Raw genomic sequence first — 18,024 nt, forward strand, 5'->3', positions numbered from 1 at the left:
AAAACGAATCCAAAACTGAGTCTCAAAAGACTCACCCCCAGAAAATTGAATCGCCCGATTCGCCGCGAGTCAAGTTGTAACTTTTTATTAACCCCACAGGATTCTAACCTGTCTTTTCTTACCGGCCCACAGAAGCGGGCCGCCACGATCCGGGGTTAAGACATGACACGCCACATGCCGCAAAAAGCCATCATGCAGCGCACCGCGCTGGAGCTGGACACCATCCATGTCGGTGAGTGCGTGGACATCCTCAAATCCCTGCCGGACAAGTCGGTCGATCTGGTCTTCGCCGACCCGCCCTATAACCTGCAACTGGGCGGGGACCTGCACCGTCCGGACAATTCCAAGGTCGATGCGGTGGACGACGAGTGGGATCAGTTCGCCAGCTTCGAAGCCTATGACCGCTTTACGCGCGAATGGATGCGCGAATGTCAGCGCGTGCTTAAGGACGACGGGGCCATCTGGGTCATCGGCTCCTATCACAACGTCTTTCGTCTCGGCGTCGCGCTTCAGGACCTGGGCTTCTGGGTGATGAACGACGTCATCTGGCGCAAGGCCAATCCCATGCCCAATTTCAAGGGTACCCGCTTTACTAATGCCCACGAAACCCTGATCTGGGCCACCAAGGCCAAGAGCCAGAAGCGCTATACGTTTAACTACGACGCCCTCAAGGCCTTCAACGAAGACACGCAGATGCGCTCCGACTGGGCCATCCCGCTGTGCACCGGTGAAGAACGCCTGAAAGACGCAGACGGCAACAAGGTCCATCCGACCCAGAAGCCGGAAAGCCTGCTCTATCGCGTCCTGCTGGCCTGCTCCAAGCCCGGCCACGTCGTGCTTGATCCGTTTTTTGGCACAGGCACCACCGGCGCCGCAGCCAAGCGTCTGGGCCGCCATTTCATCGGCATCGAGCGCGACGAAACCTATGCGAAGCACGCGCGTGAGCGCATTGCCCGCGTGCAACGCGCCAATGAGTCCGACCTTGCCACCATGGGCTCCAAAAAAGCCGAACCGCGTGTCCCCTTCGGCGCGCTGGTCGAAGCCGGCCTGCTGCAACCCGGCGACACTCTCTATTGTCCCAAGGGGCAACGCACCGCCCGCGTCCGGGCCGACGGCTCGCTGGTGCACGGCGAACTGACCGGCTCGATCCACAAGGTCGGAGCCATGCTTGAGCAAGCGCCTTCCTGCAACGGCTGGACCTACTGGCGCTTCAAGACCGATGCCGGGTTCAAGCCCATCGACGATCTGCGCGCCCGCATCCGGCAGCAGGGTCATTGACCCTGCACCCGGAACGTACCGCGGCAGGCGGGATCGTCCTTTACAATCACCAGCAGAACCCGGTCGAAAGGCCGGGTTTTGCGTATTTACGACTAAAGTCGCAATATTGATCGTTTTCGCTTGATTTTGAAACAATCTGCGCGTTTAATCATCTGACAAATAAACGGCGCAAAGCCGTAACCACGGGAACGTCAGGATGATTACGCACACTCTTCGCCGTTGGGCGGTGGCCTTGACTGTCTGCGCCGGTCTGGGGCTGATTACCTCATCGGCCAATGCGCAGCAAAGCCGTAAGGAAATGCTGGCCGCCGAAGCCGCCGCCGAAAACGTCAAGACGGTCAGCAAGCTGGTGCAGACCTTTGGCCTGCCCTGCGACGTAACCGAGGCCTCAGTCCCCGTTGCCGCCGAAGCCACCGTCGATGGCAAAGAGGTCGCTATCGACAGCTTCGAAGTGGTGTGCAAGGACCAGCGCGGCTACCTTCTTTACATGGCCAAAAACGCGCCGTTTGGCGATCCGATGGGCTGTCTTCAGGCGGCCGCCATAGCCAAGGCCGCACCCGGCAGTCCGGTGTGCAAGCTTAAAGGCAACCGCGCGGCGCACTACTGGCTGACCGACACTGCCAAGTCGAAGATCCCGGCCTGCCAGATCGCGGGCGCGCGCTTTATCCGCGCCGACGCCGCGAAAAACAACGAAATCTATGAAATTGGCTGTAAAAATACGGCGGGTGGCATCTTTACGGTGCCGACCTGGAAGGCTGCCGACAAGACCGTGGGTTTCCTCAACTGCCTGAAAACTGCCGACACGGCGCTGAAATGCGAACTGACAACGCCGGAGCTGTTGCCGCAAACCGTCGGCGCGCTGGTGCGCAAGAATGCCCCGGACTGCACGTTGAACAATGCGCGGTTTATCGGTGCCACCAAGGACGCCGAATACTACGAGGTGGGTTGCGAAGGTAAGCCGGGCTTCGTGCTGGTCACCGATCTCGACACCCAGTTCAACGGCAAGGTTGGCTGCGACAAGGCGGTCAATATCGGCGGCTGCAAATTCACCGACGCCGCCGCTCTGGCTGCTGCGGGCAAGGCCAAACAGGACGAGGCCAAGGCCAAATATAAGGACGCCTATGCGCAGGCCCTGAGCACAGCCGGCATTGCCTGCACCATCGAAGATTTCCGCCGCATCGGCCGCGACACCACCACCAACCGTGACTTGGCCGAATTCAAATGCCCGGAAGCCAAGACCGGCCTGATCGCCCTGATCCCCGATGCGGGCAAGGAGGGCAAGCTTGAAACCTTCGACTGCTTCGGGGCCGCCGTACAAAAGACCGACTGCGCCTATATGAGCCGTGATCAACTCAAGGCACACCTGCAAACCCTCAGCGCCAATCACAAGTCGATCAAGGCCGACTGCGTGATCGGCGAGGCCCGCTACGCCTTTGAAAACAACGGGCAGGTGGTGCTGGAAATCGCCTGTACCAACAAGCGCGGCTACATTGCCGTCCTCAACAAGGCCCGCACGGCCCTCAATCCCGCCGTGCCCTGCCATGTCGCCGCCACCAATCCCGGCGTGCCTGAAAAGTGCACGATCGCCGGCAATGGCAGCAACACCGCGGGATAACCACTCCGGTTTCAGTAAGCGTACCTCGTGAACCCTCCCCTTGCCCCGCCTTCACCGGCGGGGCATTTTTTATCTGAGCTTCAACGCCTTGCCAAAAACAGTGGGCAGCGATTTCGCCTCAGCCCAACTCAAGCGCTGCCAGGCATTGTGCTGGCGCAGAAAGGCCGCCATTTCGTCCGGGGTCAGTTTGATCCGCCAGACCTGTTGGTTCAAGGCAAAGTGCGTAAACACGTGCGCATAGGTGCCGAGTTTTTCCCACGCCGCATTTCCGTGGTGGACGGATGGGAAGACGATTTCCCCCTCGCTCCACACCTCTGAACGCCACTCCAGATGCGGCAGGCCCAGCATCCCGCCCAGCAGGCCCTTGTCCGGGCGACGTTCGACCACAAACCCGTCTTCTGACGTGATCAGAAAGGCCACACCGTGCCGCACAGGCTTCGGGGCCTTGGCGGCCTTCAGCGGATAGGCCTCCGGCTGGCCTTCGGCAAAGGCGTCGCAATCCTCACGTAACGGGCATATCAGGCAGGACGGCGATTTGGGGCGACAGACACTGGCCGACAGGTCCATCAGCGCCTGTGGCCAGTCGCGCGCGCGGTCTTCGCGTACCCAACGCGCCGCCAGTTCGCGCAACAGAGGCCGCGCCTGCGGCACGGGTGTTTTGACGGCATAGAGGCGGCTCATCACCCGTTCGATATTGCCATCGACCACATTGGCGGCCTTTCCGAACGCAAAGGCCATCACCGCCGCCGCCGTATAGGGCCCAAAACCCGGCAGTTTCAACAAGGCCGCCTCATCCGCCGGAAAGACGCCGCCATGTTCGCTGACCACGGCCCGCGCGCATTTGAGCAGGTTGCGCGCCCGCGAATAATAGCCCAGCCCCGCCCATTCGGCCATCACCCGCTCATCGGGTGCGGCGGCCAGCGCGCTTACGTTTGGCCACAGGGCAGTGAATTTTTCAAAATAGGGCGTGGCGTGCGACACTGTGGTCTGCTGAAGCATCACCTCCGACATCCACACCCGGTACGGATCGGCCTTAAGCGCAGCCCCCGGCCCCTCGCGCCACGGCAGGACGCGCGCATTGCGGTCGTACCAGTCCAGCAATCTCTGACGCGCAGGCGAGACATCGGCCTCAGTACGCTCTTCCTGTCGCGCATCTGATTCCAAAAACCGCTGCACTCTTTCTGGGATGCGCTTTATACTCAACACCATGAAACGTGACCTGCCGTCCTATGAAGAAGCCGTGCGCATCCTGCGGACCACACGAACGCGCCGCGCGCCGCAGCCGACGCCGCCCGTCAACCGACAGATAGCGCCGATGATGAAGGCACTCAATGAACGATTTGAGGCCTATGACACCGGGGCGGGCCGTCTCAAAAGCCGTTGGCCGGAGATTGTCGGCGATACAGTGGCGCGCGTCACAGAGCCGGTGAAGGTGATCCGCGCCCGTCCCGGCGCCAGGGCGGGTGGCACGCTCGATCTGCGCGTCGAAGGGTCGTTTGCTTCGGTCATCCAGCATCAGAGCCGCGTTATTCTCGATCGCGTCAATCTGTTCCTGGGGGCGGGCACGGTCGAGCGCCTGCGCCTCATTCAGGGGCCGGTGCAGAAGACCGCGCGTCCGGTGCCGCCACCCGCCCCCAAGCCCCTTAGCGCCGCCGAGGAACTGGCGTTACAGGAAAGCGTGAAGGCCGTAGCGGATGAAAAGCTGAGGCGTGAACTGCTGCGGCTGGGCCGTTCTGTGCTCCTCAAGGATCGCGTTCGACGGAAGTAACTTGCCAAAGGCCTCGCTCTCGCCGTAGGAAGGCCACACAGGGCGTAAACACCGCCTGACACAGATTCTCAGATAAGGGCCCGATCCATGCACCTGACCCGTCACACCCTCGTTCGCGGCGCGCTTGTGGCTGCCGCTGCCTTCGGTACGCTCGCCCTCGCTGCCTGCGGCGGCAACAAGACGGAAGCCGGGGCCGATGACATGGTTCTGGGTAAGGCCGATGCCCCCATCACCCTCGTCGAATATGCCTCGGTGACATGCGTGCACTGCGCCGCCTTCAACGAAAAGGTCTTCCCGACGGTGAAGGCCAAATATATCGACACCGGCAAGGTGCGCTACATCTACCGCGAATTCCTCACCCCCCCGGCGGACGTTTCGGCGGCGGGCGTTCTGGTGGCGCGCTGCGCCGGCAAGGACAAGTATTTTGAGGTGATCGACGCCATCATGCGCTCGCAGCAGGAACTGTTCACCACGGGCGACGCCAAGGGTATCCTCAAGCGCGTGGCCAATTCGGCCGGCCTGTCCGACGACGCCTTTGCCAAGTGCGTCAACGATCCGAAGGGTCTGGAGCGCATCCAGACCAATATGGAAAAATACGCCAAGGCTGACAATATCACCGGCACCCCGACCCTGATCATCAATGGTCAGAAGTTCGAAGGCGACTACACCAGTGTCGAAGCCTTCACGGCCGCCCTCGACAAAGCGCCTGCCGCCAAGAAGTAAGTTTTTCAGAATAGACGCCCAGAGTATCGCCATGACCACCACTGTTCGTCGCCTTTATGATCGTGCCCGCCGCGCGCCCTTCTGGCAGCAGGCCGTGGTGGTCTTTCTGCTGGCCGTTCTCACAACCGCCCTGTTCAGCGTGGCCGCCGACGCTCAGGGCACGGGAAAAGCCAAGGTCGCCCCTCTGAAAGAGATGACCAAGGGCGCGCCCAATGCCCGTGTGACCGTGATCGAATATGGCTCGGTCACCTGCACCCACTGCGCCCACTGGTACACCACCAACTGGCCCAAGTTCGAGCGCGACTATATCAAGACCGGCAAGGTGAAGTACGTCTATCGCGAAGTCGCCACCAATCCGGCTCAGATGGCCTTTGGCGTCTATATGCTGGGCCATTGCGCGGCGAATAAGTCCAACTGGCTGGGCCAGAAGGGCGGCACAAAGGCCTATTTCACCGTCATCGACGGCTTCTTCGCCGCTCAGTCGAAAATCTACGAGACGGGTGAAGCCGAACCGGTCTTCCGCTCTCTGGCGGCCAAGGCAGGCCTCAACCAGAGCGAAGCCGACAACTGCCTGAAAAACGAGGACCTGTTCAAGGCGATTTCCGCCCGCATGGAGACCAATATGGCCAAGGACGGCGTCGAGGGCACCCCGACCTTCTTCGTCAATGGCAAGCGCGTCGAAAGCGACTACGCCGCCATCGAAGCCGCCATCAAGGCCGTGAAGTAAGCGGATTAGGCAAAAGCGTTAAAGCCCGTTAACCTTTGCATCTTATCTGATTCGTTCTTTCTTCGGTCCCTACTTGCAATTCCAACGGCTGAAACTTTCCGGCTTCAAGTCCTTCGTCGATGCGTCCGAATTTCGCATCGAACCCGGACTGACGGGTATTGTCGGCCCCAATGGCTGCGGCAAGTCGAACCTGCTGGAGGCGCTGCGCTGGGTGATGGGGGCGACCTCGGCCAAGGCCATGCGCGGCGCCGGCATGGAAGACGTGATCTTTGCCGGATCGGACAAACGCCCGGCGCGCAACTGGGCCGAAGTCACGCTCACCATCGACAATTCGGCCCGCCTCGCCCCTCAGCCCTTCACCGATCAGCCCGTACTCGACATTGCCCGGCGCATAGATCGCGGTCAGGGTTCGACCTATAAGGTCAATGGCAAGGAGGTCCGCGCCCGCGACGTGCAGCTTCTGTTTGCCGATGCTTCGACCGGGGCCAACTCCCCCGCCCTGGTGCGTCAGGGGCAAATTTCCGAGCTGATCGCCGCCAAGCCGCAAAACCGCCGCCGCGTACTCGAAGAAGCCGGGGGCGTGTCAGGCCTGCACACCCGCCGTCATGAGGCCGAACTGCGCCTGCGTGCCGCCGAAGCCAATCTGGCGCGGCTGGACGATATTTCACGCGAGTTGGACAGCGCCCTGTCGCGCCTGAAACGTGAGGCGCGTCAGGCCGACAAGTACAAGAAGATTTCCGCCGAAATCCGTGCCCTGCAAAAGGCGATCCTCCATGCCCGATGGCTGGAAGCGCTGACCCTATTCCAGTCCGCCACCTCCGATATGCAGACCCTGTCGCAGGCGGTCGAAGAAACGACGCGCGAAGCCGCCGCCGCACAGGTTCAGGCCCTGAAAGCCGCCGAGGCCATCCCGCCACTGCGCGAAGAGGAAGCCATCGCAGCGACGGTCAACCACCGTCTTAGCATCGAGAAAGAACGCCTCGACCTCGAAGCCCAGCAGGCGCAGGCCGAGATCGAGCGCCTGAAAACCGACCTGCGCCGTCAGCAGGCCGACCATGCGCGCGAGCTGGAGCTGGCGCGCGACGGTCAGGCGCAGATCGAACGCCTTACCGAAATGCTGGCGCGTGTGCGCGAAGAGATCAAAGAGGCCCCGTCGCGCGAACCAGAACTGAAGGCCGCCGTGCTGATGGCAGAGGGCGAGCGCGTCGAAGCCGATCAGCGTATCGAAGAACTGGCCGCCGAACTGGCCGCCCTGAGCGAGCGGCAAAGGCTGGAGGCCACGCGCCTGAAAGAGGCGCAGACCCGCTTTGAACGCCTGCTGGCCCAGACCAATCAGGCGGAGCGCGAAAAGCAGGCGCTGGGTGTGTTTGATCATGCGGCGCTGGAGACCGCGCGTCTGGCGGCCGACACCGCGCAACAGACGCTGGACGCTGCGCGTGCCGAGGCTGAGGCGCTGGAAGGCGAGCGGATGGCGGTGGTCAATGCCGAGGCACAGGCGCGCAAGAGTGCCCGCGACCTCGAAGACCGGCTGGGGCGTCTGACGGCCGAATCGCGCGGTCTGGCGCAGATACTGAACGCCAATACCGCCAAGGGCAAAAGCCCGGTTCTCGACGCCGTGCGCGCCGAAAAAGGCTATGAACTGGCCTTGGCGGCGGCCCTGGGCGACGATCTCAATCTCGGCCTGTCGAAGCGCGGAGCGCTCGATGCGCTGGCCTTCTGGGCTGAGGATTTCGATTCGCAGGCCGTGCTGAGCGATCTGTCGGCGCTCGGGGTCACGCCGCTGACGCAATATGTCAGTGCTCCGCCCGCCCTGTCCTTGCGCCTGTCAACCATTGGCGTGGTCGATCAGGCCGAGGGCGACCGGCTTCAGGCACACCTGCCCGTGGGCGCGCGGCTGGTGTCGAAAGAGGGCGATCTGTGGCGTTGGGATGGGCTGATCGTGCGCGCCAAGGCCCCCAAGCCCGCCGCCGTGCGTCTGGCCCAACGCACCCGCTTTGACGAGCTTGAGGCCGAAATCGACGCGCTGAAGCCGGAGCTTGAGGCCGCGCAAACCGCGCTGAAAACCGCCACAGACATCCAACGCGGCTTTGAGGAGCGGCTGCGTCAGGCGCGCACCCGTCTGCCGGAACTGGAGCGCGACCTGCGCCACAAGACAGCGCAGGCCGATGAGTTAGGCCGTCGCCAGACGCAGTACGAAACGCGAATGGAGGCGCTGGACGGCACGATCAAACGTCTGCGCAACGATCTCGGCGAGGCCAAGATTGCCTATGAGGCGCTGGCTGATGCGCAATCGACGCCGGAAACGCTCGAAGCGCTGAACGACGCCCTGGTTGAGGCGCGCAATCTTGCCAATGATCGGCGTCAGGCCGTGCTGGCGGCACGGTCGGCGCTGGACGAAGACGCGCGCAACCGGCAGCAACGCGAATCGCGCGAACGCAATCTGAGCCGCGACCTCATCGACTGGACGCGCCGCCACGGCGAATCAGGCGGCCGCGTCGAAAAGCTGACGCGCGAGCAGGAATCCACGCTGGCGGCTTTGGCCACCGCCGAGGCCGCGCCCGCAACGTTTGAAACCCGCCGCCTGAGCCTGCTCGATTCGCTCGCCGCCGCCGAAAAGCGGCTGTCCGAGGCGCGCGATGCGCTGGCCTTGGCCGAAACCGCCAAGCGCGAGGCCGATGCCGAGGAAAAGGCACGCGAACAGGCGGCGGCGCAGGCACGGGAAAGACGCGCCGGAGCGCTGGCCCGGCTGGAAGCCACAACCGAGCGCAAGGCGGAGATCGAAGCACAGATCCTCGACCAGACGCAGGATACGCCGGAGGCTCTGGGGCAACGCCTGAAAGAAGAGGCCATCGCGACACCGTCCGACGCGGCCGGGGCTGAAGCCCTTTTGTCGGGGCTTGAGAAGGAGCGTGATCTGCTGGGCGCGGTCAATCTGCGCGCCGAAGAAGAGGCGAGCGAGTATCAGGAACGGCTGGAAGGCATCAGCCGTGAACGGCTTGACCTCACCACGGCCATTGGCAAGCTGCGCGACGGGATCGACGAACTGAACGCCGAAGGCCGTGAACGCCTGCTGGCGGCGTTTGACGTGATCAATGAACACTTCAAGACGCTGTTTGTCGCCTTGTTCGGCGGGGGTTCGGCGGAGTTGCGACTGGTCGAATCAGACGACCCTCTTGAGGCCGGGTTGGAAATCTATGCCTGCCCGCCGGGCAAGCGGCTCTCGACCATGAGCCTGATGTCCGGCGGCGAACAGGCCCTGACGGCCACCGCGCTGATCTTCGGCGTCTTTCTGGCCAATCCGGCCCCGGTCTGTGTGCTGGACGAAGTCGATGCGCCGCTCGATGACGCCAATGTCGATCGCTATTGCCGCCTGCTCGATGAAATGCGCACCCGCACCCAGACGCGCTTTATCGCCATCACCCACAATCCGGTGACCATGGCGCGCATGGACCGCCTGTTTGGCGTGACCATGGCCGAACGCGGCGTCTCGCAACTGGTCAGCGTCGATCTGAAGGCCGCCGAAGCGCTGGTCGCCTAAGGCAACCGACCAAAGTCTTAAGGGACGCAAATACCCTCTCTGCAAACCATTGTTACAAGGGTTTGCCGCGATAAGGGCCCGCGCAGGAAACGAATTTTCGCAAATAGTGATACCGGGCGGCGTTTGCACGAGGCAATTAGATCAACTTTATGTCATCGGCTTGCTTGACCTTTGCGGTCTGTCCGATTAGGTTCCGCGCCGTCCGAAGGGGGATATTTGTCAGTGTGCGAATGTCCTTCCGAAAGGTCCGAATATGAATAATGACCCCGATCATGAGACTTCGTCGAAGCTGGACGACCTCGAACGGCGGCTTGATGCCATTGAGCAGAAGAAGCGCCGCAAAGAGAGCGATCACGCCGAAACCGAAGCGGGCGCCGGAAAGGGCTATCAGGCTCTGGGCGAACTTCTCGGCGGCATTTTCATCGGACTGGGGGCTGGCTGGCTGAGTGACGAATACCTGCATACGCGCCCGTTCGGCATTATTGTCGGCGCGATTGTCGGTCTGGTCGCCGGGGTCTATGCCGTCGCCCGCAGCGGACGTCGTTGAGATTTTCAGGGCCCTTCGGTCCATCGCTATTTGAATTGATGAGGTAGGGCTTATGGCCGATCCGTTGCACCAGTTTCAGATCCAGAAGGTCGTCGAACTGCCGACCATCGACGTCGCTGGTGTCCCCGTTGACCTGTCGATCACCAATTCCGTTCTGGCCATGCTGATCGGCGTGGGCTGCGTGGTCCTGTTCTTCGCTTTGACGACCGCACGCGCCTCGATCATTCCCGGTCGTTTTCAGGTGATGGCTGAGGGCCTGTTCGGCCTGATCGACGACCTGTCGGAATCCATCATCGGCCATGATGGGCGCGCCTTCTTCCCGTTTGTGTTCACGCTCTTCCTGTTTATCCTGAGCTGTAACCTTGTGGGGATGACCACCTATTTCACGGCGACGTCGCAACTGGCGGTCACCGCCATGCTGGCCATCCTGACCATCGGTACGGTGATCGTCGTCGGCTTCGTCCGCAATGGCCTCGGCTTCTTCAAGTTGTTCATGCCCTCGGGCGTGCCGCTGCTGATCCTGCCGATCCTCATCCCTATCGAAATCATCTCCTTCCTGATGCGCCCCATCACCCTGACGCTGCGTCTGTTCGGCAACATGGTCGGCGGTCACATCGTGATGAAGGTGTTCGCGGGCTTCATCGTGGCTCTGGCTTCGGCGGGTGTGCTCGGCTATCTCGGCGGCTTTGTGTCGCTGACGGCGGTCGTGGCCCTGACGGCGCTGGAATTCCTGGTGGCCTATCTGCAAGCCTTCGTCTTCGCGGTGCTGGCCTGCGTGTACCTCAATGACGTGGTGAACCTGCATCACCACTAAGTCATCACCTTATCTTACGTTTATCCTCTTCTTCCTACGGAGTTAAAGTCTATGGACGCTTCTGCTTACAAGTTCCTCGGCGCGGGTCTGGCCATGCTGGGTATGATCGGTGCCGGTATCGGTCTCGGCCTGCTGTTCGGCAACTTCTTCCAGGGCGCGCTGCGCAACCCGTCGGCGGCCAAGTCGCAACAGACCAACCTCTTCATCGGTATGGCCCTGACCGAAGCCCTCGGCATTCTGGCGTTCGTTATCGCCATCATGATCCTGAACGGCTAATCCTGCTTTCGCGGGCTGTATCGCCGCAGGCGTTCGCCCGACGAAGACCGGACTTTCGACGGATCAGGCTGGCGTCACAGTCTGATCCGTTCGTTTTTACGCGCATCCTCAAACGCTGCGCGCCCGTCAAAACAGACCCATAGTCCGTGGCTCCGGCCCGGATCAAAAGGATCAAATCATGAGCGTAACCGCAAGCCCCGCGGCCAGCGAGACGAGTGCCGAGGCACCCGTGACCACGGTGGCCACGCTTGAGCCCATCGCCGAAGCCCCCGCTTCTGCCGAAGCGGCCCACGGCGACGCGCACACCACCTCTACCGGCCACGGCGAAGACCACGCTTCCGGCGGCCTGCCGCAGTTCCAGACGGAACACTGGGCGGGTCAGATGGTGTGGCTGGTCGTTATCTTCACCGTCCTGTTCATCCTGATCGCCAAGGTGTTCGCCCCTCGCCTGCGCAACGTCATCGACACGCGCGGCGCGACGATCGCCGAAGATCTCGCCAATGCCCGCGCTATCCGCGACGAGGCCGAAGCTCAGGCCAAGGACGCGGCCGCCGAAACCGCAGCGGCCCATGCGGCGGCCCGCAAGCTGGCGGCTGATGCCAAGTCGAAGGCAACGGCTGAAATGGCCGCCGCTCAGGCCAAGGAAGACGCCCGTCTGAACGGTATTCTGGCCGAGGCCGAAGCCTCGATCCGCGCCAAGCGCGACGAAGCCCTGGCCCACGTCACCGAGATCGCCACCGACACCGCGTCGGCGCTGGTCGAAAAGCTGACGGGCAAGGCCCCGACCAAGACGGCCCTGACGGCCGCCCTTAAGAAGAGCTGAGGAGCACCCGATGGAACACGCTGAACCGTCCTTCTGGGCCAATCCGGAAACCTGGGTCCGTATCGGTCTGGGTTGCTTCTTCCTGCTTTTAATCGTCATGAAGGTGCCGCAAAAGCTGTGGGCCTCTCTGGCCGACACTGGCAATGCCGTGCGCGCCGAACTGGATGAGGCCGTGCGCATCCGTCAGGAAGCGCAGGCCCTGCTCAACCAGATCAAGGCCGAGCGCCTTGAGGCCGAGCAAAAGGCCAAGGAACTGATCGCCTTTGCCGAGGAAGAGGCGCAACGCCTCGCCGCCGAGGCCAAGGCGAAACTCGACGAGTCGATCAAGCGCCGTCAGGCGCAGGCCGAAGCCAAGATCGCTCAGGCCGAGGCCAAGGCCGCGTCTGAGGTCAAGGCCGCAGCCGCCGATCTGGCAACGCAGATTGCGGAAAACATCCTCATCAGCCGCGCCGACGGTCTGAAGAGCGATCCGCTGGTCGATCAGGCCATCACGCAGGTGGCGACCCGCCTGTCGTAAGACACGGCGATCGCGCAAAAATAATGGCCCTGCCGGTTTCGGCAGGGCCTTTTCTGTTTCCGTTGGATCAACTCTATCAGGCCGTATGCGGCTTCAGTCCTTCAACCCACCCAGACGGCGGAAGATCAGCCACACCGAGACGCAGACGCAGACTATGCCCACCACGGCCAGCGTAATCGACATGGTGGTGAAGACATCGGCATTGCCGGGCTCGGTCATTTCGAGATTGATGGCCTTCTGATAGGCCCCGGCCGCCCCGCCCAGCGCCGCCAGACCGATCACCGAAATGAATATCCATTGCAGGGTTGAGGCGATCATCTGCCACAGGCTGCGCTCATTGGCTTCGGCCTCTTCGGTCGAAACCGCGATGCGGCCATCCTCGGCCAGCCACTCATCATCTTCGACGACCTCTTCGGTATGGACATAGGTCTGAGGCGCAGCCTGAGCATTGAGGCTAAGGGCATCGGTGTGGACGGCAGCGGCCGCAGCCATCCCGGTCAGACCGGACGCGGGATGCTGCAACTGCTCGCGCCAGTGCAGGGGGGCTTCTCTGGAAGCCTCTCTGGGAACGTCTCTGGCCGGTTCGGGCACAGGTTGCGGCTGCGACGCAAGGGGTGCCGGCGCCGCGGCCACAGCCGCTGCGGTGTCCGTCTTTATACTGACCGGAGAGGCCACCACCGTCGGGGGCGCGACCAGCGACGGATTAGGGCGTACCCCCGGCTCGACCTTACTATGCAGCCGCATGACCAGCGGCGCGTCGTCCTCGTCCTCGGCATCGGTCTCAGCGACCACAGGCGGTTCCGGGTCAGGTCGGGACGACAGGTCGAACGGTGCTGCCGTCGGCGTCGGCGTCGGATTAGCGACCGCCGCCAGCGGAGGCGGGTTATGCGGGGACGCCTGAACCGGCGCAGGGGCCGGTGCGGGGGCTGGCGTTGTCGCCGGCTTTGGCTTGACCAGAGGCCCGGCCATGGTCGCATAGGGCGAGTAGAGCCGCATCAGGGCGGCGGCGGCTTCGGCCTTGCGCGCTGCCTCGGCATCGCTATCTACGGGCTTCGGTGCCGATGGCTCCGGCGTCAGCGGCGGCTGAGCCGTGCGCGCCTGCTCGGCACGGGCCGCAGCCTCGGCCTGTTCGCGGGCTTGTCGCTCAGCTTCCAGCCTTTCGCGCTCAAGTCGCCCCTGCTCCTGACGCTCACGTTCCAGACGCTCACGTTCTTGGCGTTCACGTTCCTGGCGCTCTTGCTCCAGTCTAACCTGCTCCTGACGCGCCGCCTCTTCGCGCTCAATCCGTTCGCGCTCGAGGCGTTCACGCTCCAGACGCTCTTGCTCAAGCCTGGCCTGTTCCAACCGAGCCTGTTCAAGTCGGGCCTGCTCCTGACGCATCTGCTCCAGACGCGCCGCCTCTTCGCGGACCCGCGCCTCATCCTCAAGCCGCTGCCGCTCAAGGCGCTGCTGTTCCAGACGCGCATCTTCCAGACGACGCAATTCGCTGAGCCGCGCCTCCTCAGCCACACGCGCCGCCGCCAGAGCCTGCGCCTGGCGCATCGCCTCCTGACGCAGAGCATCCTCGCGAATACGCGCCTCTTCACGCAGGCGGATTTCCTCACGCAGCTTGGCTTCTTCACGCAGACGCGCTTCCTCGCGCTGCCTCAGTTCCTCGCGCAGGCGGGCTTCTTCGCGCAACCGCGCCTCTTCGCGGAGACGGGCTTCCTCACGCACCCGCGTTTCCTCAGCCAGACGGATGGCTTCCAGACGGCGGGCCTCTTCGCGGAGACGTTCATCCTCACGCGCACGCGCTTCGTCGGCCAGCCGCCGCGCTTCAGCCTGACGTGCGGCTTCGGCACGCCGGGCCTCCTCAGCGCGTTCGGCTTCGCGCTTGCGGGCCTCTTCGGCGGCGGCCCGTTCGGCATCACGGCGCTGGGTTTCTTCGAGACGAACCTGCTCCAGACGTCGGAACTCGGCCTGAATACGCGCCTCCTGCTCCGCCTTGAGCAGAGCCGCCTGTACATCCATGGACGGAGTGGCGGGTGTCGGGGTCTCAGCGACATCGGCGACGCGGGTAATGACGGGCTTGGGGGCCGCAGGCGCGACCGGGGTGGGTTGCGCCACCGGAGTTTCGGCAGGACGGATGACCATGCCGGGGGTCAGCAGTTGCGGATCAAGCTCCATCCCCTCCATATCGGGGGTCAGGAACAGGCTCTTTTCCGAGGCGCGGCGGCGGATCAGCGGGGCCAGTACATAGGTTTGGCCGTTGAACTCTGCGCTGGTCCAGTTGTCCATGGCCTGCGCCGCTTCGGTGACGCGGCCTTCATTGACACGGCGCAGTACGTCCGACTGACCGAAGGCCTCGATGCCGACATTGAAGCAGAACGACACCAGAGCATCGAACTGGTTTTGCGTCAGCGGCGTGTGGACAAGATTATTGACCGCCTCGACAATGGGCAGAAGGTCAAAGCGCAGAAGCGCATCGGCATCCTCTGCCGTGACGCGCGCCCCTTCGCGGGCGGAAAAGGTATGGCCATAGCCGATCATCCAGCGCCCGTCGGGCAACTGCGAAGCCTGCTGGCGCAAGCCTTCGAAACTCTTGATCAGCTCGACTCCGGCGCGGGAGATCTTATGACGCGCTCTCATCACTTTTCCTGAACCAAAACGGTACACTTACGGAGATAGGTAGAAGGCCCAGCAAGCATCGCGCCGCTACGGACACCCCCACCCGCTTTTTCAATACGATTCGACAACTTCCGCCGCCGACAAGATTAAGAAAAAAGATTAATACCGCCTGATTAGCTATCCATAGGCTCTAACGTTTTTACAACAGAATTATCGCCGCCAGCCCGAGGAAACTAAAAAATCCGATGCAGTCGGTCACCATGGTGACGAAAATGGGCGACGCCACCGCCGGATCGCGGTCGAGCTTCGACAGGGTGAGCGGCACCAGCGTCCCGGCCAGAGCCGCCGCCGTCAGATTGATCAGTACCGCCAAAGCAATCGTGACCCCCAGCATGGGGTTCTGCCAAACCGTGCCCGCGACGCAGCCCAGTATGCAGGCGATCACCGCACCATTAAACCACCCCACCCGCACCTCACGCCAGACGGTGCGCAAGGCATTGGCCGTGGTCAGTTCGCGCGCCGACAGGGCACGCACCGACACGGTCAGGGCCTGAGTGCCGGAATTGCCGCCGATGGAGGCGACCATCGGCATCAGCACGGCCAGCGCCACCAGCTTTTCGATTTCGCTCTGGAACATGCCGATCAGCGACGAAGCCACAAAGGCTGTCAGCAGGTTGACGCACAGCCAAGGCAGGCGCGAGCGCACCACCTCAAACACCGTGGAGTCACGCCCCTCCTCATCCGACACACCGGCGAGGGCCAGAATATCCTCGCGGTTTTCTTCCTGAATGATGTTAACGATGTCATCGACCGTGATCTGACCGACCAGCCGCCCGCCCTGATCGACGACCGGGGCCGAGATCAGGTGGTATTTTTCAAAGATATAGGCCACCTCTTCCTGATCCATATGGACCTCGATCTCGGTGATCGGTTCCATAATGGCCGACAGGCGGACTTCGCGCGGCGTGCGCATCAGAAGCGAAACGGGCAGCGCGCCGATCGGCTTATGCGTCGGGGAAATCACATAGACGTCGAAGAACAGTTCCGGCAGGTCGGCCCCGTGCGCCCGCATATGGTCGATGGCGTCGCCGACATTCCAGAAATCGGGCGCCGCGACCACTTCGCGCTGCATCAGGCGCCCGGCGGTTTCTTCCTCAAAGGCCAGAGAGGTGACCATGGCCTCGCGGTCTTCGGGGTCCATGGCCGCCAGAACCGCCTGCTGCTGCTCGGCCTCCATGTCCTCGAAGACGGCCGCCGCATCGTCGGAATCGAGTTCCTGAAGCACTTCGGCCAGATCGACCGGGCGCAGGTTCTCAACGATCTCCTCACGGATGCCGTCATCGAGCTCCGGCAGCACGTCCGGCAGGGCATCGGCGGGGATCCAGGGAATGACCTGTTCGCGGTAATCTTCGGACAGGAAGCCCAGCAGGTCGGCGACATCGGCCGGGTGCAGGGCGTCCAGAAGATCACGCAGACGCAGGCCGTCATTGCGATCCGCAGCGTCGATAACGAGCTGAATATATTCCGGATTAAGGGCGTAGTCGTCCTGAAGCGCGAAGTCTTCGATCTGTTCCGGGGTGATCAGTTCGGGGCGATCGTCGGCCTCGGCGGTCTCACGCGCCACGGCATCGGCCAGAGCCTTCAGCGAGCCGCGCAGTTCATCGGGCGGTGTGGCCAGGGTATCGAGTTCAGGTTCGGGCTTTTGTGACAACTCTCCCCCTCCCTGTCCATGGCGACTTCCCCTGTGGCATACGTCTTTTGCCGGAGCCAGACACTGGGCCGAATCCCTAGGGATTGCAACCGGTTTCGCCAGACTGCGGACACAAAAAAAGGTTCTGAGGTTTGCGCCTCAAAACCTTTTTTGACCCGGATGGTGCGGTCGAGAAGACTCGAACTTCCACGCCTTGCGGCACAGCGACCTCAACGCTGCGCGTCTACCAATTCCGCCACGACCGCACACATCAGGAGGCGCGCCACTTAGCAAGCCTTAGCGGTTTTGTGAAGCGACAAAAGTGCATTATCCCCTGATTTTGCCAAAAAAGCGCCGATCAGGCCCCAGCGTGCGGCGTATGGCCTATCGCTTCGCCGCAATGGCATGCGCCATCTGGCCTTCCAGCCAGACGTCGATCCGGGCGTAAATGTCCGCAATCGACGCATTTCCGGCCGTCTGATTGACGTCCCGGAGCCGACGCGCCCGGATACGCAAACGGTGAAGAAGGATAACGGCCTGATAATTGGGAACGGGCATTGTCTGTGTTTCGCCTCAGTTCGCCAGTCGCAGGGAATAGGCAATGGTCAGAAGAACGACGAGCAGCCCCACCAGCGCCAGGTCCATACGCAGGGTTTCTACCGAAAACAGGGACACCCTTTCTTCGCCCTCGCCGTTCAGGCTATAGGCGGCCACAACGACAATGTATCCAGCCAGACCCATAGCCGCAGGCAACAGGGCCAAGCCGGTGACAATCGCCGTCACTGCCAGTCCTTCGGTCAGCAGGGCCATGCCCAGCCCCAGACGCTCGTAGCGGGCGAAAAAATCCGTCTTGCCTCGGGTCGCCTTGCGCAGACGCATCACCTTATCGACAGCCCCCAGAATGAAGACGATCACCGCCGCACCGCAAACGGTGAGATACGGAAGTCCATAGTGAAGAGGCAAAGAGTCGGAGGTAATCATGGAGATAACGGGTAAGGTGATTACCGGGATTTACAGGCTGCGTACCGTAAATCCTAAACAGATTTACTGGACAAAGCGTAAATTTCCCACTGCGTGACCCTTTGGATACGCTTCAACAAG

The 18,024-nt window shown here is 62.4% G+C and carries 16 protein-coding genes and 1 tRNA gene; 11 read left to right on the forward strand and 6 right to left on the reverse strand.

Going from position 1 to position 18,024, the window contains the following annotated elements:
- Window positions 1-162 precede the first annotated feature (162 nt).
- Both PQU94_RS04780 and PQU94_RS04785 read left to right on the forward strand, forming a co-directional pair.
- A complete protein-coding gene (locus tag PQU94_RS04780; protein ID WP_272740351.1) occupies window positions 163-1,278 on the forward strand; it encodes a site-specific DNA-methyltransferase in 1,116 nt (371 codons plus the stop codon).
- A gap of 196 nt (window positions 1,279-1,474) precedes the next feature.
- Window positions 1,475-2,893, forward strand: coding sequence for a hypothetical protein (locus PQU94_RS04785; protein ID WP_272740352.1), 1,419 nt, complete (start codon window positions 1,475-1,477; stop codon window positions 2,891-2,893).
- Between the two features lie 69 nt (window positions 2,894-2,962).
- Here PQU94_RS04785 and mutY read toward each other — a convergent pair whose 3' ends face one another.
- Window positions 2,963-4,057, reverse strand: a complete 1,095-nt coding sequence (gene mutY, locus PQU94_RS04790) for an A/G-specific adenine glycosylase (RefSeq protein WP_272740353.1) — start codon at window positions 4,055-4,057, stop codon at window positions 2,963-2,965.
- 43 nt (window positions 4,058-4,100) lie between these two features.
- Here mutY and PQU94_RS04795 point away from each other — a divergent pair, with 43 nt between their 5' ends.
- From PQU94_RS04795 to PQU94_RS04835, 9 genes are all read left to right on the forward strand, one after another.
- On the forward strand, window positions 4,101-4,661 hold the full coding sequence (locus PQU94_RS04795; protein ID WP_272740354.1) for a DUF721 domain-containing protein: 561 nt from the start codon (window positions 4,101-4,103) through the stop codon (window positions 4,659-4,661).
- Between the two features lie 87 nt (window positions 4,662-4,748).
- A complete protein-coding gene (locus PQU94_RS04800; RefSeq protein WP_272740355.1) occupies window positions 4,749-5,384 on the forward strand; it encodes a DsbA family protein in 636 nt (211 codons plus the stop codon).
- Between the two features lie 31 nt (window positions 5,385-5,415).
- Window positions 5,416-6,111: a thioredoxin domain-containing protein gene (locus tag PQU94_RS04805; RefSeq protein ID WP_272740356.1), complete on the forward strand. Its 696-nt coding sequence runs from the start codon at window positions 5,416-5,418 to the stop codon at window positions 6,109-6,111.
- A gap of 73 nt (window positions 6,112-6,184) precedes the next feature.
- Window positions 6,185-9,649 carry a chromosome segregation protein SMC gene (smc, locus tag PQU94_RS04810; RefSeq protein WP_272740357.1) on the forward strand — a complete coding sequence of 1,155 codons (3,465 nt, stop codon included), beginning with the start codon at window positions 6,185-6,187 and terminating at the stop codon, window positions 9,647-9,649.
- Between the two features lie 253 nt (window positions 9,650-9,902).
- On the forward strand, window positions 9,903-10,196 hold the full coding sequence (locus PQU94_RS04815) for an AtpZ/AtpI family protein (protein ID WP_272740358.1): 294 nt from the start codon (window positions 9,903-9,905) through the stop codon (window positions 10,194-10,196).
- Window positions 10,197-10,248: 52 nt separating this feature from the next.
- Window positions 10,249-11,010, forward strand: coding sequence for a F0F1 ATP synthase subunit A (locus PQU94_RS04820; RefSeq protein ID WP_272740359.1), 762 nt, complete (start codon window positions 10,249-10,251; stop codon window positions 11,008-11,010).
- A gap of 51 nt (window positions 11,011-11,061) precedes the next feature.
- The gene (locus tag PQU94_RS04825; RefSeq protein WP_013478623.1) at window positions 11,062-11,286 is read left to right on the forward strand and encodes a F0F1 ATP synthase subunit C; all 225 of its coding nucleotides are present in this window, start codon (window positions 11,062-11,064) and stop codon (window positions 11,284-11,286) included.
- Between the two features lie 178 nt (window positions 11,287-11,464).
- A complete protein-coding gene (locus PQU94_RS04830; RefSeq protein ID WP_272740360.1) occupies window positions 11,465-12,109 on the forward strand; it encodes a F0F1 ATP synthase subunit B family protein in 645 nt (214 codons plus the stop codon).
- Between the two features lie 10 nt (window positions 12,110-12,119).
- Window positions 12,120-12,626 (forward strand): F0F1 ATP synthase subunit B family protein, encoded by a 507-nt coding sequence (locus tag PQU94_RS04835; RefSeq protein WP_272740361.1) that lies wholly within the window; start codon window positions 12,120-12,122, stop codon window positions 12,624-12,626.
- 93 nt (window positions 12,627-12,719) lie between these two features.
- On the opposite strand, the gene PQU94_RS04840 is transcribed toward PQU94_RS04835, so the two are convergent.
- The 5 genes from PQU94_RS04840 to PQU94_RS04860 form a co-directional block, all read right to left on the reverse strand.
- A complete protein-coding gene (locus PQU94_RS04840; protein ID WP_272740362.1) occupies window positions 12,720-15,254 on the reverse strand; it encodes a lysozyme in 2,535 nt (844 codons plus the stop codon).
- A gap of 178 nt (window positions 15,255-15,432) precedes the next feature.
- Window positions 15,433-16,857 (reverse strand): magnesium transporter, encoded by a 1,425-nt coding sequence (gene mgtE, locus PQU94_RS04845; protein ID WP_409646797.1) that lies wholly within the window; start codon window positions 16,855-16,857, stop codon window positions 15,433-15,435.
- Between the two features lie 247 nt (window positions 16,858-17,104).
- Window positions 17,105-17,189 (reverse strand) — tRNA-Leu (locus tag PQU94_RS04850).
- A 118-nt stretch (window positions 17,190-17,307) separates the two neighbouring features.
- Window positions 17,308-17,481 carry a hypothetical protein gene (locus PQU94_RS04855; RefSeq protein WP_272740364.1) on the reverse strand — a complete coding sequence of 58 codons (174 nt, stop codon included), beginning with the start codon at window positions 17,479-17,481 and terminating at the stop codon, window positions 17,308-17,310.
- Window positions 17,482-17,496: 15 nt separating this feature from the next.
- Window positions 17,497-17,904, reverse strand: coding sequence for a hypothetical protein (locus PQU94_RS04860; protein ID WP_272740365.1), 408 nt, complete (start codon window positions 17,902-17,904; stop codon window positions 17,497-17,499).
- Between the last annotated feature and the right edge of the window lie 120 nt (window positions 17,905-18,024).

This window comes from Asticcacaulis currens (assembly GCF_028550395.1).
GTDB classification, from domain to species: Bacteria; Pseudomonadota; Alphaproteobacteria; order Caulobacterales; family Caulobacteraceae; genus Asticcacaulis; species Asticcacaulis currens.